General features: G+C 67.4%; 21 protein-coding genes. 14 read left to right on the top strand and 7 right to left on the bottom strand.

Annotated elements, in window-relative coordinates; translation table 11 throughout:
* Positions 1–217: 217 nt before the first annotated feature.
* Positions 218–1,585, top strand: coding sequence for an NAD(P)/FAD-dependent oxidoreductase (locus AWB94_RS19260; protein WP_062657832.1), 1,368 nt, complete (start codon positions 218–220; stop codon positions 1,583–1,585).
* A 14-nt stretch (positions 1,586–1,599) separates the two neighbouring features.
* On the opposite strand, the gene AWB94_RS19255 is transcribed toward AWB94_RS19260, so the two are convergent.
* Positions 1,600–2,526 carry a LysR family transcriptional regulator gene (locus AWB94_RS19255; RefSeq protein ID WP_062657812.1) on the bottom strand — a complete coding sequence of 309 codons (927 nt, stop codon included), beginning with the start codon at positions 2,524–2,526 and terminating at the stop codon, positions 1,600–1,602.
* An 88-nt stretch (positions 2,527–2,614) separates the two neighbouring features.
* Between AWB94_RS19255 and AWB94_RS19250 the strand changes: the two genes are divergently transcribed.
* The 4 genes from AWB94_RS19250 (at position 2,615) to AWB94_RS19235 (ending at position 6,089) form a co-directional block, all read left to right on the top strand.
* On the top strand, positions 2,615–3,532 hold the full coding sequence (locus tag AWB94_RS19250; protein ID WP_131805333.1) for an EamA family transporter: 918 nt from the start codon (positions 2,615–2,617) through the stop codon (positions 3,530–3,532).
* Positions 3,533–3,774: 242 nt separating this feature from the next.
* On the top strand, positions 3,775–4,830 hold the full coding sequence (locus AWB94_RS19245) for a 3-deoxy-7-phosphoheptulonate synthase (protein WP_062657814.1): 1,056 nt from the start codon (positions 3,775–3,777) through the stop codon (positions 4,828–4,830).
* Between the two features lie 126 nt (positions 4,831–4,956).
* Positions 4,957–5,478, top strand: a complete 522-nt coding sequence (locus tag AWB94_RS19240; RefSeq protein WP_062657815.1) for an RNA polymerase sigma factor — start codon at positions 4,957–4,959, stop codon at positions 5,476–5,478.
* The gene (locus AWB94_RS19235) at positions 5,475–6,089 is read left to right on the top strand and encodes a methylated-DNA--[protein]-cysteine S-methyltransferase (RefSeq protein WP_062657816.1); all 615 of its coding nucleotides are present in this window, start codon (positions 5,475–5,477) and stop codon (positions 6,087–6,089) included. The genes AWB94_RS19240 and AWB94_RS19235 overlap by 4 nt, the downstream gene beginning before the upstream one ends.
* A gap of 99 nt (positions 6,090–6,188) precedes the next feature.
* Here AWB94_RS19235 and AWB94_RS19230 read toward each other — a convergent pair whose 3' ends face one another.
* Positions 6,189–6,794: a class I SAM-dependent methyltransferase gene (locus AWB94_RS19230; protein ID WP_062657817.1), complete on the bottom strand. Its 606-nt coding sequence runs from the start codon at positions 6,792–6,794 to the stop codon at positions 6,189–6,191.
* A 314-nt stretch (positions 6,795–7,108) separates the two neighbouring features.
* On the opposite strand from AWB94_RS19230, the gene AWB94_RS19225 reads away from it, so the two are divergent.
* Both AWB94_RS19225 and AWB94_RS19220 read left to right on the top strand, forming a co-directional pair.
* Positions 7,109–9,142 carry a toprim domain-containing protein gene (locus AWB94_RS19225; protein WP_062657818.1) on the top strand — a complete coding sequence of 678 codons (2,034 nt, stop codon included), beginning with the start codon at positions 7,109–7,111 and terminating at the stop codon, positions 9,140–9,142.
* Between the two features lie 10 nt (positions 9,143–9,152).
* The gene (locus AWB94_RS19220; RefSeq protein WP_062657819.1) at positions 9,153–11,282 is read left to right on the top strand and encodes a DNA gyrase subunit A; all 2,130 of its coding nucleotides are present in this window, start codon (positions 9,153–9,155) and stop codon (positions 11,280–11,282) included.
* Positions 11,283–11,294: 12 nt separating this feature from the next.
* Here the strand turns inward: AWB94_RS19220 and AWB94_RS19215 are convergent, their stop codons facing one another.
* Entirely contained in the window at positions 11,295–12,143 is an 849-nt protein-coding gene (locus AWB94_RS19215) for an HpcH/HpaI aldolase/citrate lyase family protein (RefSeq protein WP_062657820.1), read from the bottom strand.
* Between the two features lie 164 nt (positions 12,144–12,307).
* Here AWB94_RS19215 and AWB94_RS19210 point away from each other — a divergent pair, with 164 nt between their 5' ends.
* A complete protein-coding gene (locus AWB94_RS19210; protein ID WP_084395282.1) occupies positions 12,308–13,117 on the top strand; it encodes a DUF1906 domain-containing protein in 810 nt (269 codons plus the stop codon).
* 25 nt (positions 13,118–13,142) lie between these two features.
* Here AWB94_RS19210 and AWB94_RS19205 read toward each other — a convergent pair whose 3' ends face one another.
* On the bottom strand, positions 13,143–13,757 hold the full coding sequence (locus AWB94_RS19205; protein ID WP_062657822.1) for a TetR/AcrR family transcriptional regulator: 615 nt from the start codon (positions 13,755–13,757) through the stop codon (positions 13,143–13,145).
* A gap of 279 nt (positions 13,758–14,036) precedes the next feature.
* Here AWB94_RS19205 and AWB94_RS19200 point away from each other — a divergent pair, with 279 nt between their 5' ends.
* Together AWB94_RS19200 and lysE are read left to right on the top strand one after the other, a co-directional pair.
* Positions 14,037–14,711: an O-methyltransferase gene (locus AWB94_RS19200; protein WP_062657823.1), complete on the top strand. Its 675-nt coding sequence runs from the start codon at positions 14,037–14,039 to the stop codon at positions 14,709–14,711.
* 90 nt (positions 14,712–14,801) lie between these two features.
* The gene (gene lysE / locus AWB94_RS19195; protein WP_062657824.1) at positions 14,802–15,401 is read left to right on the top strand and encodes an L-lysine exporter; all 600 of its coding nucleotides are present in this window, start codon (positions 14,802–14,804) and stop codon (positions 15,399–15,401) included.
* 41 nt (positions 15,402–15,442) lie between these two features.
* Here lysE and AWB94_RS19190 read toward each other — a convergent pair whose 3' ends face one another.
* On the bottom strand, positions 15,443–16,669 hold the full coding sequence (locus AWB94_RS19190; protein ID WP_131805334.1) for a GGDEF domain-containing protein: 1,227 nt from the start codon (positions 16,667–16,669) through the stop codon (positions 15,443–15,445).
* A 333-nt stretch (positions 16,670–17,002) separates the two neighbouring features.
* Here AWB94_RS19190 and AWB94_RS19185 point away from each other — a divergent pair, with 333 nt between their 5' ends.
* Entirely contained in the window at positions 17,003–17,902 is a 900-nt protein-coding gene (locus tag AWB94_RS19185; RefSeq protein WP_062657826.1) for an SAM-dependent methyltransferase, read from the top strand.
* A gap of 4 nt (positions 17,903–17,906) precedes the next feature.
* Here AWB94_RS19185 and AWB94_RS19180 read toward each other — a convergent pair whose 3' ends face one another.
* Positions 17,907–18,860 (bottom strand): TIGR03557 family F420-dependent LLM class oxidoreductase, encoded by a 954-nt coding sequence (locus AWB94_RS19180; RefSeq protein WP_062657827.1) that lies wholly within the window; start codon positions 18,858–18,860, stop codon positions 17,907–17,909.
* Between the two features lie 240 nt (positions 18,861–19,100).
* Between AWB94_RS19180 and AWB94_RS19175 the strand changes: the two genes are divergently transcribed.
* Positions 19,101–19,505 carry a hypothetical protein gene (locus tag AWB94_RS19175; RefSeq protein WP_131805335.1) on the top strand — a complete coding sequence of 135 codons (405 nt, stop codon included), beginning with the start codon at positions 19,101–19,103 and terminating at the stop codon, positions 19,503–19,505.
* On the opposite strand, the gene AWB94_RS19170 is transcribed toward AWB94_RS19175, so the two are convergent.
* Positions 19,490–20,089, bottom strand: coding sequence for a TetR/AcrR family transcriptional regulator (locus AWB94_RS19170; protein WP_062657829.1), 600 nt, complete (start codon positions 20,087–20,089; stop codon positions 19,490–19,492). The genes AWB94_RS19175 and AWB94_RS19170 overlap by 16 nt on opposite strands.
* Positions 20,090–20,287: 198 nt before the next feature.
* Here AWB94_RS19170 and AWB94_RS19165 point away from each other — a divergent pair, with 198 nt between their 5' ends.
* Complete coding sequence (locus AWB94_RS19165; RefSeq protein ID WP_234811803.1) at positions 20,288–20,719, top strand: MmpS family transport accessory protein; 432 nt, start codon at positions 20,288–20,290, stop codon at positions 20,717–20,719.
* Positions 20,716–23,583 (top strand): MMPL/RND family transporter, encoded by a 2,868-nt coding sequence (locus tag AWB94_RS19160; RefSeq protein ID WP_062657831.1) that lies wholly within the window; start codon positions 20,716–20,718, stop codon positions 23,581–23,583. The genes AWB94_RS19165 and AWB94_RS19160 overlap by 4 nt, the downstream gene beginning before the upstream one ends.
* Positions 23,584–23,704 lie beyond the last annotated feature (121 nt).

The raw sequence follows: 23,704 nt of genomic DNA, 5'->3' as shown, positions 1-23,704 counted from the left end.
TCACGCTGGGCGGCGGGCAACCATCGCGTTCTTCGTGGTGCTCCGGCTCGCTGAGGATTCTGCAGGTCCCCGTCGCCGCGGCCATTGCGTTGCCGGTCGCCGAAATCCTGCACTCCAGGCTGGACAACGCGTCACGCATCGGCCCGTCAGGTACCCAAGACGCCGCGCAGCGGGTACTACGGGAGGAACCCCTATTGACGGATATGGAGTGATGGTGATGGCGGTCTCTCGGACCAAGGTAGTGATCGTCGGCGGTGGTTTCGGCGGCTTGTTCTGCGCACGCCGGCTCGGGAAGGCCGACGTCGACGTGACCCTGGTGGACCGGGCGGCCTGCCACGTGTTCCAGCCCCTGCTCTACCAATGCGCCACCGGGACGCTCAGCATCGGACAGATCAGCCGGTCACTGCGCGAGGAACTGGCTCGGCACAGAAATGTCACGACGCTGCTCGGCGAGGCGATCGACCTCGATGACGACGCCCGCCGGGTGATCGTGCGCAGGCCCGACGAGTCCACCTACACGCTGGATTACGACGTCCTGGTGGTGGCGGTCGGCATGCGGCAGGCCTATTTCGGCAACGAGAAGTTCGCGCAATGGGCACCCGGGATGAAGACGCTCGATGACGCGTTGAGCATCCGGCGGCGGTTGTTCGGCGCGTTCGAGATCGCCGAGACGCTGCCGCCGGGGCCGGACCGTGACAGCTGGCTCACCTTCGCCGTGGCCGGCGGCGGCCCGACCGGGGTGGAACTGGCGGGCCAGATTCGTGAGATGGCCACCCGCGCTCTGGCGCACGAATTCCACAGCATCGAGCCCGAGGAGGCCCGGGTGCTGTTGTTCGACGGTGGGAGCAGCATTCTGGCCAGCTTCGCCCCGGACCTGACCGAGAAGGCCACCCGAGCGCTGCAGCAACTCGGGGTCGAACTGCACCTCGGTGTGCACGTCACCGATGTCCGGCCCGACGGGGTGACCGTCACCCCGAAGGACGGCAGCCCGCCGGCGGATTACCCGGCACGCACGGTGTTGTGGACCGCCGGTGTGGAGGCGGTGCCGTTCGCGCGCCGCGTCGCCGAGGTCACCGGAGCCGCATCCGATCGTGCCGGGCGCATCGCGGTGGATCCGGACCTGTCGATTCCCGGCCATCCGGAGATCTTCGTCATCGGTGATCTCGTCGGCCGCGATCAGCTTCCCGGAGTCGCCGAGAACGCCATGCAGGGCGGCATCCACGCCGCGTCCTGCATCCGCCGCGGTTTGGCCGGCAAGCCGCGGCGGTCCTACCGTTACCGCGATCTGGGCTCGGCGGCTTATATCAGCCGGGGTAACGCGCTGCTGCAAGCCGGACCCGTCCGGCTGGCGGGGGTGCTGGGCTGGCTGGGCTGGGGGTTGATCCACCTCGCGTTCCTCACCGGCATCGAGAACCGGGTCAGCACATTGGCCAGCTGGTTGGTGACCATCGCCCGGGCCAGCCGCACGGACCGGACGTTCATCCTGGGCGCCACGACCTCACCCGAACATCCCTACACCTGGCTGAAGTTCTTCCATCCCAACATGCTTCCGGTCGACGGTCAGGAGACTGCCGACCGCAGCTGAATACGAATCAGGTTTCAGCGCAACCGTTTTGCTCCCAGCGTCCGGGACTCGTGCACCAAGAAGCCGGCCCCGAGGGCGTCCCGGAAGGCGGTCACCGATGGGTGCGCGGCGTAGGCGGCACGGGCGAGCGTGAAGAGCTGACGCTTGGGCGCACCGGGCAAGCGACACAGCCGCACACCCTGCAGTCGCTGCCGACCGAGCAGCGCCGGCACGAAGCAGACCGCCCGACCGGATTCCACCATCTGCACATGCACCAGAGGGTCCACCCCGTCGAATCGAGCCGGGGGTTCGAATCCGTTGTCGCGACATAGTTCTCGCGCCCAGCGGCCGGGCGCGGAGTCACGGGGATCGAGTGCCCACGGAGCGGCTGCAAGGTCGGCCAGTCCGGTGGGCGCGCTCCACGGCCCGAAGGTCGGCACCGCCAGCAACACCTCGTCGGCACCTAGGTCCACCCGGTGCATGTCCGCACGGCCCCGAAAAGGTTCGCCGGGATACTCCTCGCCGAGTACGACGTCGAATCCGCCGGTGAGCAATCCCGACATGGCCGCCTCGGCCTCGCGCTGCGCAATGTCCACCCGCAACTCGGGGTGATCGCGCTCCAGCGCATCGAGGGCGGCGGGCAGCAGCGACAGCAGAACGGTCTGGAAGGACGCCACCTGCAGCCGGCCTCCGACCCTGCCCTGTGCGGCGGCCAACGCGGTTTCGGCGTCTTCGAGCGCGGCGATGGCCACCCGAGCGTGGTCGACCAGGATGCGGCCCGCCTCGGTGAGCCGGACGCCGCGTCCGACCGGTTCGGTCAGCGCCACCCCGGCCTCCCGCTCGAGTTGGGCGAGCTGCTGCGACACCGCCGACGGGCTGTAGGACAGGGCGCGCGCCACCGCCGCCAGTGTGCCCCGGCGCTCCAACTCGTAGAGCATCGTCAGGCGTTGCAAGTTCAGCACCCGCGACCCACATTCATCAGATCTGCTTATCGAGTTTGATAATAAACATTCGCTGGACTGATCGTTTTATTGTTGACAGGCTGGTGCCGTGCCGTCGTCCCCACCCCGCCGCTCCGGGTCCCCGCAGAGCGTGCTGATGGTGCTGGGGTCGTGCATTTCGTTGCAGTTCGGCGCCGCGGTCGCGACGCCCCTGCTGCATCACCTCGGCGCCGGTCTGCCGGTCATGTTCCGGCTGCTGGTGGCCGGCGCCCTGCTGCTGGCGGTGTTCCGCCCCCGCGTCGGCCACTGGACAGCGTCGCAATGGACATCGGTGCTGCTGTTCGGGCTGGCGCTGGCCGGCATGAACGGGTTCTTCTTCGCCGCGCTCGCGCGGATTCCGCTGGGGACCGCGGTCACCATCGAGTTCGCCGGCCCGCTGTTGCTGGCGGCGGTGCTGGCCCGGCGTGCCCGGCACCTGATGTGTGTGGCCGCGGCGGCGGTCGCCATCGCCACCCTCGGCCTGCACGGTTCGGGCACCGCGACAACCCATCTCGACGCCGTCGGCGTCGTTCTCGCCTTGATCGCCGCGGGTTTCTGGGCGCTCTACATCGTGGCCGGCAAGCGGGTCGGTGAGCGGGTGCCCGGCCACGGCGCCCTGCCGGTCAGCATGCTCGTCGGGGCCGCGGCGACCGTGCCGTTCGCCGTGCCCGCTCTGCCGGCGCTCACCCAGGCGCCGGGCCTGCTGCTGCCACTCACGGCCGTCGCCATCCTGTCCTCGGTGATCCCGTACAGCCTGGAGTTCGCCGCGATGCGCCGGCTCGACACCCAGACCTTCGGCGTGCTGCTCAGCCTCGAACCGGCCGTCGCGGGCATCGCCGGCTGGGCCCTGCTCGGCCAATCGCTCACCTGGGTCGATACCGCTGCGATCGCCACGGTGGTGATCGCGTCCGCGGTCGCCGCCGTCGAACGACGAAGCCCCGGCGCCACGCCGGCGCGGCCCGACCTGACCCAGATCGGTGCGGGCTGAGGACCACCGGTGTTCGCCGGATCCGGGTGCAGTGGCTATAGTCGACCCCGTGAACATCGGCCTGCGTCGCTATTGGCGCTTTATCCCGGCTCCGGGTGGAGCCACGGATAAAGTGCGGTAACCAGCGCGCGACGCCACCACCCGGAGCCCGGCAGTGACCTTTCGGTCACTGCTTTCGTCATTTCAGGGCACCGGACGGGTCGGGTGAGCCCTGATGTCAATCAAGGAGAACCACCCCGATCATGACCATCACCGCCGCCGTCGACGTCCCCACCTCCGACCGACGGATCACCGAGTTCCGCCCCATCCCCAGTCCGCGCGACATCCGCGCCGAACTGCCCCTCACCGCCGCGATGGCCGCCGACGTCCAACGCCATCGTGACGAGATCGCCGATATTCTCGCCGGCCGCGATGGCCGGCTGCTGCTGGTCGTCGGTCCGTGCTCGGTGCACGACCCGGTCGCGGCCCTCGATTACGCCCGCCGGCTGGCGCCGCTGGCCGCCGACTACGCCGGCCGGTTGAAGATCGTCATGCGCGTCTACTTCGAGAAGCCGCGCACCGTGGTCGGATGGAAGGGTCTGATCAACGATCCGGGGCTGGACGGCAGCTTCGACGTCGAACGCGGTTTGCGGACCGCGCGGGCACTGCTGCTCGACATCGGCGCGCTCGGGCTCGCCGTCGGTTGTGAGTTCCTGGAACCCACCAGCCCGCAGTACATCGCCGACACCATCGCCTGGGGCGCCATCGGAGCTCGCACCACCGAATCCCAGATTCACCGCCAGCTGGCCTCGGGATTGTCCATGCCCGTCGGGTTCAAGAACGGCACCGACGGAAACCTCCGGGTCGCCATCGACGGCGTGAATGCGGCTGCAGCGCAACATGTCTTCTTCGGCATCGACGAGCTCGGCCAGGGGTCGGCGGTACAGACCGCCGGCAACCCGGACTGCCACGTGATCCTGCGCGGCGGCACGGCCGGACCCAATTACGACACCGAGTCGGTGCGCAACACGGTGCATCATCTCGAGCAAGCCGGCTTGCCCGGCCTGGTGATGATCGACTGCTCGCACGCCAATTCGGGCAAGGATCACGTCCGCCAGGCCGAAGTGGCGACCGAGATCGCCGACCGGATCGCGGCGGGCGAGCGCGGCATCAGCGGTCTGATGTTGGAGAGCTTCCTGGTGGCCGGCGCCCAGAGCCTGGGCCCCGATCTGGTCTACGGGCAATCGGTCACCGATGCGTGCATGGGCTTCGACACCACGCGCTCGGTGCTCGCACGGCTGTTCGCCGCGGCGGGCTGACCGGCTGCGAGAATACGAGTCGCCCCCGGCGAACAGGAGAAGCGTGAAACCTCGGTCGACGCGCTCCTGTTCGCCGCGCCCTCGAATTGATCCTCACAAAACCCGCGGCCGGGCCGTCTACTCGGTGTGACACTCAAACAGCCTTTCCAGACCGTGGTTTCCGAGCACGGTCCCACGGTGTTGCGGGTCTGCCGGGTTCTCGTCGGACCCGTCGACGGTGACGACGCCTGGTCGGAAACGTTCCTGTCCGCACTGAAGGCCTATCCCGATCTGCCGGCGGATGCCAACGTCACGGCCTGGCTGGTGACCATCGCGCACCGCAAGGCCATCGACATCCTGCGCAGCCGAGCCCGGCACGCCGTGCCCACCGATGCGCTCCCGGAGTACGCCGCCGCACCCGGCGACGCGGATCACCATGGGGAACACCAGGACCTCATCGACGCGGTGAACCGCCTGTCCCCCAAACAAAAACAGGCCGTCGCCTACCACTATCTGGCCGGTCTGCCCTACACCGAGGTCGCCGACATCACCGGCAGCAGCCCCGCGGCCGCCCGCCGCGCCGCCGCCGACGGGATAGCAGCGCTGCGCCGCCGCCTCAGCACCACGTCCGCCGCGGCGGGCGCGTTCACGAAAGGACAGCACTCATGACCATCGACCCCCACGACGTCATCGGCCCCCTCACCACCGTCACCGGCGCAGACGCCGAACACCTGGCCGAGCTGCAGCACCGGTTGGCCACCGCGGCACAGCGCGACGGTGTCCTCGACATCGCCTACCGCGTGGTCGACAGCCCCGTCGGGCCGCTGCTGATCGCCGCCACCGAGATCGGGCTGCTGCGGGTCGCGTACGCCAACGAAGGTCACGATGCCGTGCTGCAGCAGCTGGCCGACAAGGTCAGCTCCCGCATCGTGCTGGCGCCTGAGCGCCTGGACACCGCGGCACGCGAACTCGACGAGTATTTCGCCGGTGCGCGACGCGAATTCGACGTGCCGTTGGACTGGCGGCTGTCGGCGGGGTTCCGCGGTGCTGTCCTTCGACACCTGCCCGAGATCGGCTACGGCCGCACCGCCAGTTACGCCGCTGTGGCCGAACTCGCCGGCAACCCGCGGGCCGTCCGCGCCGTGGGCACCGCGTGCGCCACCAATCCGCTACCGGTCGTCGTGCCGTGCCATCGCGTCGTCCGCAGCGACGGGACGATGGGCGGTTACCTCGGCGGCCCGCAGGCCAAGCGACTCCTGCTCGACCTGGAGGCCGCATGACCAGGGCGACGGACCGCGCACCGAAAGCTGGAAGCCGCGGAAACGGCTCTGCGGCAACCGGATTCCGAACTTGCCCGGCTCAACGAGGGGTGAGGCGGGTCAGGCCGGGCGCATGATCGCGACCAGGAAATCCGAGTCGTCGGTGAACGGCCGCAGGTCCCAGGTCGAGAGCAGGACATCCGGCCGCAGGCCCGCATCGGCGGCGTCGGCGAGGAACTGATCGAATTCGTAGTCGCGGCCGGCACCGAACCCGATCACCGCCCGGCCATCGGCGGCAAGGTGCGCGCGCAGCCGGGCCAGCGTCATGCCACGGGTGCTCGGGGCCAAGAACGTCATCACATTGCCCGCCGAGGCGATGACGTCGAATCGCTCGGTGATGCCACGTGCGGGCAGGTCCAGTTCGGCCAGGTCACCGACGAGCCAGCGCGGCCCGGGATGATCCTGCCGGGCAGCCTCGATCAGCGCGGGGTCGACGTCGACGCCCACCACCCGGTGCCCCGCGGCGGCCAGGTACCCGCCGAGCCGACCCGGCCCGCAGCCGGCGTCGAGGATGTGCGCGCCCCGCGGCGCCATCGCGTCCACCAGACGGGCCTCGCCGTCCAGGTCGCGCCCGGCGGCCGCCATGGCCCGGAAACGGTCGATGTACCACTGCGAGTGTCCGGGGTCGGCGGCGACCTTTTGCATCCAGAAGCTCTGCTCGACCATGAGACCATTGTGGCAGGCCGGTGCGCCGACTCCGGGGAACGAGCCGGCCGCCACCCGAAGGCCTTGAGCAGCCGTTGAGCAGCGAGGCGCACACGGTTGTCGGCCACGGCGCAGCCCGGCACCGGTGTGATCCAGCCGGGCCGGTCGCAGACGGTGCGGGTACGCAAACATGTCGCTCGGGGCGCCTAGTATCTCTGCGTCAGGCCGTGCCGGAGCACCGGACGCCAGGACCACGCGTCGCGGATGACGACCGCGAACCCGCCAGGACCCAGGCTCGGTCCTCGCCCACCCGGCCCGGAAGGAAAGGACCCGCCGTGAGCTACAACGCCGCTGACATCACCGAGCTCGACGATGTCCAGCACACCCGCCTGCGGCCGGCGGTCAACCTGGGGCTGGACGTCCTCAACACGGCGCTGCGCGAGCTCGTCGACAATGCCATCGAAGAGGTCGCCGACCCCAGCCACGGCGGGTCGACGGTCACCATCACCCTGCACGCCGACGGATCGGTCAGCGTCACCGATGACGGCCGCGGTCTGCCCGTCGACTCCGACCCAGTGACCGGTAAGAACGGCATCGTCAAGACGCTGGGCACCGCGCGGGCCGGCGGCAAGTTCTCCGCGCACGCCGACGCGAGCAGCACGGGCGCCGGCCTCAACGGCATCGGCGCCGCGGCCGCCGTGTTCATCTCGGCCAGGACCGACGTGACGGTGCGCCGCGGCGGGAAGACCTATCTGCAGAGCTTCGGGGGCGGCTATCCGGGCGTCTTCGAGGGCAAGGATTTCGATCCGGAGGCCCCGTTCACCCGCGCCGACACGCAGAAATTGCGCGGTGTGGGCAACCGCAAGCCCGACGCGCACGGCACCACCGTACGCATCCTGTTCGACCAGGCCGTCGTGCCGGACTCCAGCATCGACATCGGCGAGGTGCTGTTACGGGCGCACGCCGCCGCACGGATGTCACCCGGGGTGCACCTGGTGGTGGTCGACGAGGGCTGGCCCGGCGGCGAGGTTCCGCCGGCGTTGACACAGCCGTACAGCGGCCCCTGGGGCACCGACACATTGCTGGACCTGATGTGCACGGCGGCGGGCACCCCGTCGCCCGAGGTGCGCGCCGTCGTGGACGGCCGCGGTGAGTACACCACCGGCCGCGGCCCGACGCCGTTCCGTTGGTCGTTGACCGCGGGGCCGGCCGAGCCGGCGACGGTGGCCGCGTTCTGTAACACCGTGCGCACCCCCGGTGGCGGATCACATCTGACGGCGGCGGTGAAAGGGTTGTCCGAGGCTCTGGCCGACCGGGCATCCCGAATCCGCGACCTGGGCTTGGCCAAGGGTGAGGACGGCCCCGAACCCCAGGATTTCGCCGCCGTCACCGCGCTGGCCGTGGACACCCGCGCACCCGATGTGGCGTGGGACTCCCAGGCCAAGACCGCGGTGTCCTCCCGCTCGCTGAACGTGGCGATGGCGCCGGACGTGGCGCGCAGCGTCACCATCTGGGCCGCCAATCCCGCCAACGGTGACGTGGTGACGCTGTGGACCAAGCTGGCCCTGGAATCGGCTCGAGCCCGGCGCAGCGCCGAGGGCGCCAAGGCGCGGTCCCGGGCGGCGTCGAAGGCCAAGGGACTGGGCACCAACCTGTCGTTGCCGCCGAAGCTGCTGCCCAGCCGGGAAACCGGGCGCGGGTCCGGCGCCGAGCTGTTCCTGTGCGAGGGCGATTCGGCGCTGGGCACCATCAAGGCGGCACGCGACGCCACCTTCCAGGCGGCGTTCCCGCTGAAAGGCAAGCCGCCCAACGTTTACGGGTTCACCGTGAGCAAGGCGCGGGTCAAGGACGAGTTCGATGCGATCGAACGGATCCTGGGCTGCGGTATCCGCGATCATTGCGATCCGGAGCAGTGCCGGTACGACCGGATCCTGTTCGCCTCCGACGCCGACCCCGACGGCGGCAACATCAACTCCAGCCTCATCTCGATGTTCCTGGACTTCTACCGGCCCCTGGTCGAGGCCGGGATGGTGTACGTGACCCTGCCGCCGCTGTTCGTCGTGAAGAACGGCGACGAGAGGATCTACTGCCAGGACGAGTCCGAGCGCGACGCCGCCGTGGCCCAGTTGAAAGCCACCTCCAAGAAACGTGTGGAAGTCCAACGCAACAAGGGACTCGGCGAGATGGATGCCGACGACTTCTGGAACACCGTGCTGGATCCGCAGCGGCGCACCGTGATTCGGGTTCATCCCGATGACGGTGAGAAGAACCTGCATCACACGCTGTTCGGCGGGCCACCCGAGGGCCGGCGCACGTGGATGGCCGATATCGCCGCCCGTGTCGACACCTCCGCGCTGGACCTGACCTAGGAGACGCCCTGTGACCGCCGTTATCGAGCAGAATCCCGACCTGGTGCTCGACCAGAGCGCCGATGACTACTGGAACCATTACCAGCTGACCTTCGCCCTCTACAGTGTCAGTGATCGCGCCATCCCGTCGGCGTTCGACGGGCTCAAGCCGGGTCAGCGGCGCCTGCTGTATCAGATGCACGATTCCAAACTGCTGCCCGGGAACAAGCCGCAGAAGTCCTCGAAGGTCTGCTCGGCGGTGACCGGAAACCTGCATCCGCATGGCGGCGCGTCGATGTACGGTGCGGCGGCCTTGATGGCCGCCGAGTTCCAGCGCGTGAAAGTCATCGACGGACAAGGTGCCTTCCCCCGTATTCAGGGTGACATCCCCGCAGCCGACCGCTACACCGAGATGCGGCTGTCGGCGCCCGGCGCTGCGCTGACCGCCGAACTCGACAGTCACGCGGTGCCGATGGTGCCTACCTTCGACGGTGAGTGGGTCGAGCCGACGTGGTTGCCCGCCCAGTGGCCGGTGCTGCTGTGCAACGGCGCCGTCGGCATTGCCGAGGGCTGGGCCACCAAGGTGCCCGCGCACAATCCCCGCGAGGTGATGGCGGCCTGCCGGGCCCTGTTGAAAACCCCGAACATGACCGATGACCGGCTGGTGAAACTGATTCCGGGTCCGGACTGGGGTTGCGGGGCCACCGTGGTCGGCACCGCCGGGCTGCGTGAGTACATCACCACCGGCCGTGGCGCCTTCACGGTGCGCGGCACGGTCTCGGTGGACGGGAAGAACTGCGTCATCACCGAACTGCCGCCCGGTGTCGCGAGCAACACCGTGCAGGACCGGATCCGCGCCCTGGTCGAGTCCGGTGAACTGTCCGGGGTGGCCGATATGTCGGACCTCACCGACCGCCGTAACGGGTTGCGCATCGTCGTGACGGCCAAACGCGGGCACAGCGCCGAGCAGATCCGCGAGCAACTGTTGGCCCTGACACCGCTGGAGTCCACCTTCGCCGCCAGCCTGGTGGCGCTCGACGAGAACCGGGTGCCGCGCTGGTGGTCGGTGCGCGAACTGATCTCGGCCTTCCTGCACCTCCGGGATTCGGTGGTGCTGCACCGCAGCGAATATCGCCTGGAGAAGGTAGCCGCCCGTCGTCACCTGGTGGCCGGGTTGATGACCATTCACCTGGACATCGACGCAGCGGTGGCGGTGATCCGCGGCTCCGAGACCGTCGACGAGGCCCGACAGGGCCTGCAGGAGAGGTTCTCCATCGACGCCGAGCAGGCGGATTACGTTCTGGGACTTCAGCTTCGGCGGCTCACCAAGCTGGACGTCATCGAACTGCAGGCCGAAGCCGAGAAGCTGGATGCCGAGTTCGCCGAGCTCACCGAGTTGGTGGCCAACCCCGATGCGCGGCGCACGGTGATCGACCAGGAGCTGGTCGAGACGGCAAAGCTGTTCAAGGGGCCCGAATTCGACCGTCGCACCGTGCTCGACTTCGACGCCACGCCGGTGACCTCCGGGTCGGACGAGGACGGGCCGCGCGAGCGGAAGGTCAACTCGGCGTGGCGCCTCGATGATCGGGGGGTGTTCTCCGACAGTCACGGCGACCTGCTGACCTCGGGTTTGGGCTGGGCCGTCTGGACCGACGGGCGGATCAAGTTCACCGCCGGTGGTGGTCTGCCGTTCAAGATCCGGGACATCCCGGTGGCCCCTGACATCACCGGGCTGCTGCGCTCGGGAGTCCTGCCCGAGGGCTACCACCTGGCACTGGTGACGCGGCGCGGCAAGATTCTGCGGATCGACCCGGCCGCGGTGAATCCGCAGGGCGTGGCCGGTAACGGCGTGGCCGGCGTGAAACTCGCTGCGGACGGCGATGAGGTGATCGCAGCACTGCCCGTCTCCTGCCAGAACGGCGAGGCCATCTTGTCCATCTCCGAGAAAGGTTGGAAGGTCACCGAAGTTGCCGACATCCCGGTGAAGGGCCGCGGCGGCGCGGGTGTCGGATTCCATCCGTTCGTGGCCGGCGAAGGTGCGCTGCTGTCGGCGTCGATTTCGGCTACCGGGTTCGTACGCGGCAAGAAGCCGGTGCGGGCGGAGAACCGGGCGAAGTCTTCGGTCAAGGGGCCCGGCACCGACGTGACACCCGCCGAGTAGAGCGCCGCGGGTCTAATCCAGGCCGAGTTTGGCCGCGAGATCGAGGACCGCTTCGGCGCGCGCCTTGGTGGGGCCGACACTTCCGTCGTAGGGACCGGCCGGTGCGTCCAGCCGGGCGAGCGTGCGACGTGCCTCGTCGATCTCCATCGGGGACGGGCTGAGCAGACTGTTGATCGTCTCGGCGTGGGTGAGATCCAGGCATAGCCGTCCGCTCATCCCGGCGGCCTTGGCCACGGCGGTCTCCCGCGCCAGGCGGTTGGCTGCCGTCCGCAGTGTGGGTCCGTCGATGGGCGCCGGTAGCCGCGCGGCACGGCTCGCGACGACGAGCCTGGCCCGTGCGTAGGCCAGCACGGTGGGGTCATCGCTCATGCCGGTGTCGCGACGAAAATCGCCCACCCCGAATGCGATTCGGCCGCAGCCGGGGTCACGTGCGATATCGGGGGCCGATTCGAGGCCGAGCGCCGATTCGACCAATGCCACCACCGGCGTTCCATCGGGTAACCGGGCGGCGGTTGCGGCCACGTCATCGGCGCCCTCGGTCTTGGCGAGCATCACACCGGTCAGGCCCGGGGCGTGGGCCACCGCGTCCAGATCGGCCGACCATGCCGGCGTGCTCACGCAGTTGATCCGCACCCACGCCCGTCCTCCGGTGCTCAGGTACTCGGCCACTGCGTGGCGCCCGTCCGCTTTCTGAGAATCGGGCAGGCCGTCTTCGATATCGAGCACCACGATGTCGGCACGCCCGGCCGCCGCGGTGTCGAATGCGTCATCGCCACCGGGCAGGCCCGGCTGCAACAGCCACGTCCGGGCCAGTGACCAGTGCGGTTTACGGATGCGTTCGGCGACGCGCGATGAAACCACGCTCAGGTCCTCCCTCTCGACGATGCCGTTTAGATCGTCGAGTCACCGCGGGCTCAGCGCCACATTCCGCACATTATGTTCACGAGAGCAGCCCATGTCGGCCGCGACGGCAGCGATCGGCTCAGTCACTTCATTCACAATGATCACTCTGTTAACATGACGCAATGTCCGACGAGCCGTGGACGCCGCATCGGCGGCGATCACGCATGGTGTCCCGGCGCGATGCGCTGCGTTACGCCGGCGCGGCGACCGCCGTAGCCGGATTCGGTGCCGCCCTGGCGTCGGCCGGCATGCCGACGGCGTCAGCCGCCGCGCCCACCCTGATCGACTTCGCCATGCGCCAGATTCCGGCGCGGGATATCCGGGCGGCCGGCCACTCCGGGGTGATCAACTACGTCTCCACGTCGCGGCCGGGCTCGTCGTTCGGGGCCAAACCGATCACCCTGCCCTACGCCCAGTCGCTGACCGCCGCCGGACTGGTGATCGTGAGCAACTACCAATACGGCAAACCGGGCGGAACGGCCCCGTCGGATTTCACCCGCGGCTTCGCCGGCGGTGTCGCCGACGCGCGCACCGCCTGGCAGTTGCACACCGCAGCAGGAGGCGGGCGCAGCGCGCCGATCTTCTTCAGCGTCGACGACGATATCGACCGCAATACGTGGAACAGCGTTGCCCTGCAGTGGTTTCAGGGGATCAACTCGGTGCTCGGGGTGCAACGTACCGGCATCTACGCGGGCATCAACCCCTGCCAGTGGGCCACCGCCGACGGTGTCATCGGGCGGTCGAGCACGCCCGGTCGCGTCTGGGCGTGGCAGACCCGGTCCTGGTCGCGCGGGCAGATCTATCCGGCCGCGGTGCTCTACCAGCGTATCGTGAGCACTGCGTCGAATCCCGGTCCGGTGGTCGGTGGGTTGGAAGTCGACGTCAACGACGTCCTGGCCCAGGACTGCGGGCAGTGGAACCTGCACCCCTGAGGGGTGTTTCCGGGCGGGCCGGCCGTCAGGCCGCGAGGTAGCGCGTCAGCATGGCCACCAATTGCTGGCTCAGATCTGCCGTTTCGAGCGTTCGAGGCGCAGCCAAGGCGTGATGGACCACCGATTCGATCGTGATGACCACCAGCCTGGCCGCCGCCTCGGTGTCGACCACTCCGACCTCGGGATGTGCCTCCAGGATCTCCCGCATCGCCTCGATCGACTCGGTGCGCCGCTGAGCCACCTTCACCAGCAACTCGTGTGAGCGAGGCGCCTGCTCGACCAGAACCCGAAGGAACTCCGGATCCTGGCGGTGGTTGTCGATCGCGGCGGCGACGACGTCGCCGATCACCTGCTCCAGTGATGCCGGCCCGTACGGCGGTTGGCTCTGGTCGGCCGTCCTGACACCGGCGTCCAAATGCCTGGAGGCGAGTTCGACGACGATGGCGTCCTTGTTCGGGAAGTACTGATAGAGCGAGCCGATGGAGACATCGGCGGAAGCGGCGATGCGGTTCGTTGTCCCCCGCGCGTACCCGTACTCGCTGAATACGGCGACCGCCGCATCGAGGATCCGGTCGCGGGTGAGTTCCGATCGGCGCTGACGCGGGCGCTTGCGCGGCTGAAGTTGCCCCTCGGCTGTCACTACACCCTCCTCGCTGTGTGCGCCGCCCCCAGCCTAAACCGGATCACGCCGGACCGCCGTGCGTTGCGCCGCCCGCATGGCCTCGGCCATCACACCGAATGCGAGTGGCGCCGGCGCGACAACCGACGAAAGCACCGGCACCCTGCGACGAGGGCGAGCGCAGAATGCGAGTGGCAAAAGTCATGCCGGCGACGCGATAATTTCTCTATCAGTTGAGCTAATTACATTCCGCCGCAACCATATTCAATTGTGGTGGCCTCATTTCAAGGAGCAACGCCGATGGACTCACTCACCACCGCCCCGGTCGCCGATGTCCTGCAACGGCTGTTCGCCGAAGCCGAGATCACCGATGCTGCGATGATCGGCCGGATACAGCAGGACGCCGGCGACCCGATCGCCGCGCTGCTCGACGCGGAGGCGCGTGACTACAAGGGTCTCTATCGCCAGACGGTGGACAACTTCCTCAACGTCACGCCGGAGTTCGGGCGGCTGCTCTATATCTGCACCCGTGGCCGTCACGCGTCTCGCGTCGTCGAATTCGGTACGTCATTCGGTATTTCGACGATTCATCTGGCCTGCGCGATCCGCGACAACGCGGGCGGCGCCGTCATCGGCACCGAACTGGAACCCACCAAAGCCGCTCGGGCACTGCAGAATCTCGCCGCCGCAGGTCTGGCCGACATGGTGGAGATCCGCACCGGTGACGCCCTGGACACGTTGAGCGACGGCGTGGGCGGACCGATCGACCTCGTCCATCTCGACGGTGCGTTCAGCCTCTATCTCCCCGTGCTTCGTCTGCTGGAACCACACCTGCGGTCCAACGCATTGATCCTCGCCGAGAATGCAACGCCGGCCTACCGCGGCTATGTCCGCGAGCCCCGCAACGCGTATCTGTCCATGGCATTGCCGTTCGAGCCGAGCCGCGGCAACGAACTGTCCGTGTTCACGGGGTGAGGCCCCGACACGATCCACATCAGCAGCTCTTAAGTAGCGTGAAAATATTTAGCTGTACTGCATGGAGGCGCTTCCCCTACCGTCGGGTTCATGAGTTCGCCCGTCCTCCTCGGCTTCCTGACCACCATGACGCTCATCGCCGCCATCGGCGCGCAGAATGCGTTCGTGCTGCGTCAGGGCATCCGTGGTGAACATGTCATCCCGGTCATCGCGATGTGCACCGTGTCCGATCTCATCCTCATCGCCGCCGGCATCGCCGGTGTCGGGGCGTTGATCACCGCTCACCCCGACGCGATGACCGTCGCCAAACTCGGGGGCGCGGCCTTCCTGATCGGTTACGGGGTGCTGGCGGCTCGCAGGGCGTTCCGCCCGTCGGTGCTCAATCCCTCCGAGCGCAATCCGGCGCGGCTGGCCGAGGTGCTACTGACCTGTGCGGCGATGACGTGGCTGAACCCGCACGTCTACCTGGACACGGTGGTCCTGCTCGGTTCGCTGGCCAATGAACACCGAGACCAGCGTTGGCTTTTCGGTGCCGGCTCGGTGGCGGCCAGCGCGCTGTGGTTCACCGGGCTCGGCTTGGGCGCGAGGCGGCTGGCCGGGCTGTTCGCAACACCGCTGACGTGGCGAATCCTGGACGGCACCATCGCGGTCCTCATGGTGACGCTCGGTGCGTGGATGGCGCTGTCGTAACGGGTCCCGTCGCGGCTCGTCGCTCTCGAATGAACCGCCGGCTAGCATACCTCGGCGCGGCGACACCCATCGCCGAATGCGGTGCTGCCCACCGCAACCGCCTCCGGGCATCTGCCGCCGGGCCGGCAATCCGGCTGGCAGCGAATCATTTTCGATGCCGATGCCCGCTCGGCGGTGGCGTCCCCGCCGGTTCTCTTCGCATCGAACATGGCACGGTCGGCGTACTCGATGGCCGCGGCCAACACCGCCGACGGTTGCGCGCCGGTCCGCTGGAAATCGGTAAGGGCCACCGAGGCGACGCCGACGCTCGCGGTGACCGGCGCGATGTCTGCCGGCGCCGAGATCGCGGCTCTGATCCGCTCCGCGATGCCGCGGACGTGCTCGGGCGGAGCGGTGTCCACCACGACGAACTCTTCTCCCCCGATCCGGGCGACCAGCGCCGAGCCGCGTACCGAGTGCACGATCCTACGAGCGCTGCGCACCAGCACGGCGTCGCCCGTCGCGTGCCCGAAGGAATCGTTGATCGACTTGAAGCGATCCAGGTCGATGACCACCGCCATGACCGAATCGGCACCATCGCGACGCTGCCTGGCCAGGTCTGCGATGTAGAAGTTGAGACCGCGCCGGTTGAGCAGTCCGGTCAGTTCGTCGGTCATCGAGTCGTTGGCGTCGCTGCGCAGCATCCAGATCCCGAACTGGATCACCACCGGTGTCACCATCAAGGACACCACCGCGACCAGCGCATTGGCCGCGGCCAGATAGGGATCGCCGTCCGGGCCCGCGGCGATCGAGGTCGCGAAGACGACCACCCCCGACAGCATCACGACGGTATGCAAGGCAAGCACTTTCGGAGTTTCGAAGAATTTGGCATACACCGATACCAAGACCAGGGCGTTGAGACCGAACATCCCGGCCAGCCGATTGGAATAGGTCAGCGCGACGACGGTGATCCCCACATCGGCATATACCGTGAACAGAATCGACCACAGCCGTGACGGCCACGGGCCGAACCACCACACGCCGGTCCAGATCAGCGCGGACAGTGCCAGCACGCAGGACACCAGCCATGCCGCGTGAGTGGCGGGCCCGCTCGGAGAGAACTGGATGACCAACGGGATGACGGCGAACACCAGGGTGCAGGCCCCGATGAGCAATTGGATGCCGTCGAGCAGGCCCCGGTTCGCGAAGTATCTGACATGTGATTCCGGCTCGACCTCGGCGGACCACCACACGCCGAACAAGCGCACGACGGCGTGCAGGCTCTTCAACTTAGACAGCAAACGCCCCCCGCTCACAGTCCCGATCCGGCGAATCGACAAAGCGACGCCCCCATCGGCGCGTGAGCAATCTAACAAAAGCGCCGTGATCAGTCTATGGTTCAGCCGGGCGGAAGGCGTGGGCGCGGTGCGGGTGGGGAGTCCGCCGGCCACCGGCAGGAGAAGGCAGTTTCCGTTGGCAAACGTGTGACGAGTAGAAGTTGACGTCGAATCCACCCTGGGCCAGCTTGTTCAGGTGTCCCTGGCCGGGTTCCACCGTCATCCGAAATGACTTGACGGGCAAGGCAATAGCACGTTGCCAGCGAGCCCGGGTAGCCTCGCGCCATGCGCAGCGACAACGACACCTGGGACATCACCTCCAGCGTCGGTTCGACGGCCTTGTTCGTCGCGGCCGCCCGAGCGCTGGAGGCCCGCAAACCCGATCCGCTGGCCGTCGATCCATACGCTGCGATATTCTGCCGCGCCGTCGGCGGGCGATGGGCCGACGTGGTGGATGGCAAGGACACCGACAGCAAGCTCATGACCGCCGACTTCGGCACTCACTTCGTGGCGTTCCAGGCCGCGCGCACACGATACTTCGACGACTACTTCGCGCAAGCCAACTCCGCCGGCGTGCGGCAAGTGGTCATGCTGGCGGCCGGTCTGGATTCTCGTGCCTATCGCCTGTCGTGGCCCGACGCAACGGTCATCTACGAACTGGACCAGCCCCAGGTGCTGGAGTTCAAGGGCGAGGTACTGGACGCCCACGACGCCCGCCCGGCCGCACACCGTGTCGAGGTGCCCATCGATCTGCGCGACGATTGGCCGGCAGCGCTGCAGGATGCGGGGTTCGACTCGGGCGCACCCGCGGCGTTCATCGCCGAGGGGTTGCTCATCTACCTGCCGGCCACGGCTCAGGGCGAGCTGTTCCGCGGTATCGACGCCCTGGCCACACCGGGCAGTTACGCCGGCATCGAAGAGGGCGACCCGATGCCAGCGCCCGCCTATGAAGCGGCCAAGCGTGCCGAAGCGGCCGATACCGACGGTGACGGCGCCTTCTTCCAGCTGATCTACAACGAGCAGGTCGCCAAGGCCGCCGATTGGTTCACCGGCCAGGGCTGGGCCACCGAGGCCACCCCGCTGGCCGAGCAGATCAGCGGCCTCGGTCGTCCGCTACCGACGCCGGGATCGCAATCGGCAATGATGGTGCAGTCGAACAGACTGGTCACCGCGATCAAGAGGTAGGTCGCTACCGCAATTGCGGCAGGACATCGCGCTGCCAAGCGGTGAAGAACCCGTCCATATCCACACCGATCTGTTGCACGTACACCTCGTCGATGCCCGCGTCGAGGTACTGGCGCACCTGGGCCGCGTGCCTGTCCGGATCGGCACCGCACGCAACGGATTCCGCGATGTCCGCCTTGGGGACCAGGTTCTGCAGGGCGGCGAAATCCTTCGGCCGCGGCACGATCTGCGCGGTCTGTCCCGGCAGGCCCTCGTTGCCCCATAACCGGTGCGCGGTATCCAGCGCGGCCTGCGGGTCGGCGTCCCAGCACACCTTGGTTCCGGCCTGCACCGGCTTGTCCCCACCGCCGGATGACCGGAAGGTCTGCACCAGTTCGGGATCGGGCATCGTCAACACGTAACCGTCACCGATACGGCCGGCCAGTTCGGCGCCCTGCGGCCCGAAGCCGGACACATAGATCGGGAGCGGCTGGGCGGGCCGGGTGTAGATCCGAGCCTCCTGGACTTCGTAGTGCACTCCGTGATGGCTCACCTCGTCGCCCGTCAGTAGGAGCCGGATGACGTCGACCGCCTCCTCCAGCATCTCCTGACGAACGCCGACGGACGGCCACGCATCGCCCAGGATGTGTTCGTTGAGCGCCTCGCCGCTACCCACGCCGAGCACGAATCTGCCATCGAGTTGCACCGCGGCCGTGGCGGCGGCCTGGGCGACGATGGCGGGGTGGATCCGCACCGTCGGACATGTCACGGCGGTCGACACCGGCAATGCCGTCGCCTCCGACAGCGCCCCGATGATTCCCCACACGAACGGGCCCTGGCCCTGCTCGTCGTTCCAGGGGTGGAAGTGGTCGGAGATCCACAACGCCTCGAAACCCGCCTCTTCGGCACGCCGGGCCTGCTCGACGAGGTCTTTCGGCCCGAACTGTTCGCACGATAAGAAGTAACCGATCTTCGCCATGCGACGGGACTACCCACAGAACCGGCGATTAAGCGGCACGAACTCGCGATCACCCAAGGTGCCCGGCACGGGAATGGAGACGGCCGTCGGCGAGGTTCTGTCCAGTGGGGATGCTCGCCGAGCCGGGTTTTTTGCGGCCGAACGCCGGGTATCCGGGTGGCGGTGACGAGAGGTGGGTCTGAGATGAGTGCAGGACGCGGAAGACACGCGCGCCGGACCCCACGTGCGACGGCGGTGGCCTTGACCGTTTCTTTCGTCGTGGCATTCGCCGCGGTCGCTGCGGCGGTTGTCATGCACGTCGCCGACTCGGCGACCGCGCCGTCATCCGCGGCTGCGCCAGCCGCCGAGGCCCGGGCCGGGGCCGGGCAGCCGATCATGCAGGAGGGCCGCCTGATCGCGGTGACGCCGAACTCCTTGACCGCACAGAGCGCCGACGGCGTCGCCCGAACCTACGTGATCGATGCCCAAACCAACGGAATCACCATGTCCGGCAGCCAGGTCGGGAACCCGGCCGACGCCTTCGCGGTCAACGACGAGGTTGCCATCCTCGGCGTGACCCGCGACGGTGCGAACGTCGCCACGGTGGTCGCGCACCGCGAGGCCACCGGCGGCAACGCCGCACCGATGGACTACGCCTTGCCGTGACCGGTCAAACTGGGCAGCAAAACATCGTCGACCAATATCCGCACCGTTTCGTCGCTGGGCGGCCGGTCGGAGACCAACGACCGGAATACCAGATACCCCGGGAGCAGGTCGAAGATCTCGTCATCGATGGCCGAGGGCGCCATCTCGCCGCGGGCGACCGCCTCGGCGAATATCCCCTCGAGGACCAATTTGCGTTGCAGGATGAACTTCTCGCGCATCGCCGCCTGCAGCGCAGGACTGTGCGACATCTCGTTGAGCACCGCTCGCATGGTCCGCATGTGCGCTTGCGCGTGACGACAGGTCGCGCGGCCGACCTCCAGCAGGTCACCGCGCAACGAGCCGGTGTGCGGGGGGACGGCCGCACTGCGGGTGCCCTCGATGAAGGCGGCCAGCACCAGATCGGCCTTGGACGGCCAGCGCCGGTACATGGTGGCCTTGCTGGCCTTGGCCCTGACGGCGACGGCCTCGACGGTCAGTCGGTCATACCCGTGTTCCTGGAGCAACTCCAGCGTGATCGCGAGGAGTTCGGCCTCCCGCGCACTCCATGGACAGCTCGAGGCATCGTCGCACTGCTCGGAAGTCACTACGCCCCTTTCTGTGCCGGATCAGGATTACACCGCAGCGCGCATGGAAAACACGTCGAGAGCAGTCAGTTACCTACACGTCAAGCGGTTGCGAGTCATCGTACGGTACCGTACCGTTCTCCTTCTATGATCCGTTTCGCCTAGCGAAACGCGGTCGCCTGTGGGGCGTCGGGAGGGTCGGGGTTGAGCAAGTTCTCGGTGAGCGCGTGGGCACGCCGACACTGGATCGTCATCGTCGCGATCCTGGTGGTGGCCGTGGTCGCCTTCGCGGTCAGTCGGCTGCACGGCATCTTCGGCTCCGACAATGAGATTTCCAGGGCCGGCTCCGAGGCCTTGGAGAACACCGGCTACAACCCCAAGCGCGTCCTGTTCGAGGTGTTCGGCTCGCCCGGCTCCGTGGCAACCATCAACTACCTCGATATCCACGCCCAGCCGCAACACGTGGACAATGTGCCGCTGCCGTGGTCGCAGGAACTGGTCACCGACGACCCGACCATGTACGCCGACCTGCGGGCCCAGGGTGACGGCGATGTCATCAGCTGCCGGATCACCGTCAACGGGATCGTCAAGGACGAAAGGTCGTCGGACAACGTGAACGGATACATCGCGTGCCTGGACAAGACCGCATGACCCACCACGATGTCCAGACACCGGTCGTGGGGTCACTGGCGGCCCGGCTGGTTCGCACGCTGTCGGTACCGATCCTGTTCCTCTGGATCGCCATCGCTGCGCTGTCCAACACGCTCGTGCCCCAGCTCGAAGTCGTCGGCTGGGAGCGGTCGGTCGGATTGAACGCCGCCGACGCGCCGGGCATCATGGCGATGCGCCATATCGGCCAGGTCTTCCACGAATTCGATTCCGACAGTGCGGCAATGCTCGTCCTCGAAGGCGATCAACCGCTGAGCGACGAGGCACACAAGTACTACGACGGGCTGGTCAAGAAGCTCCAAGCCGATACCGAACATGTCGAGCACGTGCAGGACTTCTGGGGTGACCCGCTGACTGCCGGCGGTTCGCAGAGCAAGGACGGCAAGGCCGCCCTGACACAGCTCTACCTGCGTGGCAACCAGGGCGAGGAATTGTCCAACGAATCGGTCGACGCGGTCCGCAAAATCGTCGCCGATGACCCGCCCCCGCCCGGCCTCAAGGCCTACATCACGGGCGCCTCACCACTGGTAACCGACAACTTCGAGGTGGGCAGCGCCGGAACCAACGAGGTCACCGGCATCACCTTCCTGGTCATCGGGATCATGCTGCTGTTCGTCTACCGCTCGGTGGTCACCATGCTGATCGTGCTGGTGACCGTGGCCATCGAACTGGCGGCGGCCCGCGGCGTGGTGGCGGTGCTCGCGCATTCCGGCGTCATCGGGTTGTCCACCTACTCGACGAATCTACTCACGCTGCTCGCCATTGCTGCGGGCACGGACTACGCGATCTTCGTCGTCGGCCGTTACCAGGAAGCCCGCAGTAACGGGCTGGAACGGATCGCGGCCTACTACGATATGTGGCGCGGCACCGTCCATGTCATCGTCGGATCTGGCTTGACCATCGCCGGCGCGGTGGCCTGTATGGCCTTCACCCGCCTGCCGTATTTCCAGACCCTCGGTGTCCCCGCAGCGCTGGGTGTCGTCGTCACCTTGGCGGCAGCACTGACGCTGGGCCCTGCGGTGTTGTTGATCGCCAGCAGGTTTGGGCTGATGGAGCCCAAGGGCAACCTGCGCGCCCGTGGTTGGCGTCGGATCGGCACCGCCATCGTGCGCTGGCCCGGGCCCATCCTGGTGGTGACGTTGGGCATCGCCCTGATCGGTGTGTTCGCGCTACCGGGGTACCAGACCAGTTATGACAACCGGCCCTACATTCCGGCCAGCGCGCCCGGTGTCGTCGGAATGGAAGCTGCCGAACGGCATTTCACCGAGGCGCGGATCAACCCCGAGTTGTTGATGATCGAGACCGATCACGATATGCGCAACCCGGCCGACATGCTCATCCTCGAGCGGGCCGCCAAAGCGGTGCTGCACACACCGGGTATCGCCTTGGTGCAGTCGATCACCCGCCCACTGGGCACCCCGATCACGCACAGTTCGATCCCGTTCCAGATCAGCGCCACCAGCGCCAGCCAAATCATGAACCTCGGGTACCAGAAGGACCGGGCCGACGATCTGCTCAAGCAGGCCAACGAGATCGACAACACCATCAACGTGCTCAAACAGCAACTGGCCCTTCAACAACAGAGCGCCGCCGCGACCCACGAGCAGACCGAGGCGTTCCACGACACCGTCGAGACGGTCAACGACCTGCGCGACAAGCTGGCCAACTTCGACGACCAGTTCCGCCCGCTGCGCAACTACTTCTACTGGGAACCGCACTGCTTCGACATTCCGATGTGCTCGGCACTGCGCTCGGTGTTCGACTCACTGGACGGTATTTCCGAGCTGTCCGACAAGTTCACCAACATCACCGCGAGCCTGGACAAACTGGACGCCCTGCAGCCGCAGCTGGTGGCCCTGCTGCCGCCGCAGATCGCCATCCAGGAACGCAACAAGGAACTCACCCTGTCGAACTACGCGACCACCGGCGGCACCAACGCCCAAAGCGACGAGGCGCTCAAGAATGCCACCGCGATGGGACAGGCCTTCGACGACTCGAAGAACGACGACACGTTCTACCTGCCCCCGGAGGCCTTCGACAACGCCGATTTCAAACGCGGCCTCAAACTGTTCCTCTCCCCCGACGGCAAAGCCGCCCGATTCATCGTCACCCACCAGGGCAATCCGGCCGATCCCGAAGCCATCCCACACGTCGATGCCATGAAAAACGCCGTGTTCGATGCCCTCAAGGCGACACCGATGTCCGACGCCAAGATCTATGTCGCCGGAATCGGCTCCACCAACAAGGACATCCAGGAAGGGATGAAGTACGACCTGCTGATCTCGGCGTTGGCCGCGATAGCGCTGATCCTGCTCATCATGATGTTCGTGACCCGCAGCATCGTCGCGGCGATAGTCATCGTGGGCACCGTCGTGCTGTCGCTGGGCGCCTCGGTCGGGCTGGCAGTCTTGGTGTGGCAGTACATCTTCGGAATCCATCTGTACTGGATCGTGGTACCGCTGGCGATCATCCTGCTGCTGGCGGTCGGCGCGGACTACAACCTGCTACTGGTCTCCCGGTTCAAAGAGGAACTGCACGCGGGCCTGAACACCGGCATCATCCGGTCGATGGCCGGCACTGGGCGCGTCGTAACGGCCGCTGGCCTGGTGTTCTCAGCAACGATGGCGTCATTCATCTTCAGCGACCTGGTGGTCCTGGGTCAGATCGGCACCACCATCGGTCTGGGTCTGTTGTTCGACACGTTGATCGTGCGGTCGTTCATGACGCCGTCGATCGCCGCGTTGATGGGTAAGTGGTTCTGGTGGCCGGTGCCCGTGCGCCAGCGCCCGGTCCCGGCGACGTGGCCGGACCCAATCCGGAAAGAGTCCGAGGAGGCCCTGTCATGAAATTCGCCGTCACAGCCGTGATCATCGGTGCCGCCGTGGGTTTCGCGGCTCCCGCCCAGGCCGATCCGGCCTATGACCGCGATCCCGACACCAACTTCGCCCACGAGTTGCACACCTACGG

It is taken from the genome of Mycolicibacterium canariasense (assembly GCF_002101555.1).
GTDB lineage: Bacteria > Actinomycetota > Actinomycetes > Mycobacteriales > Mycobacteriaceae > Mycobacterium > Mycobacterium canariasense.
Note: the sequence above shows the minus strand (reverse complement) of the source record. Positions and strands in the feature narration are given on the sequence as shown.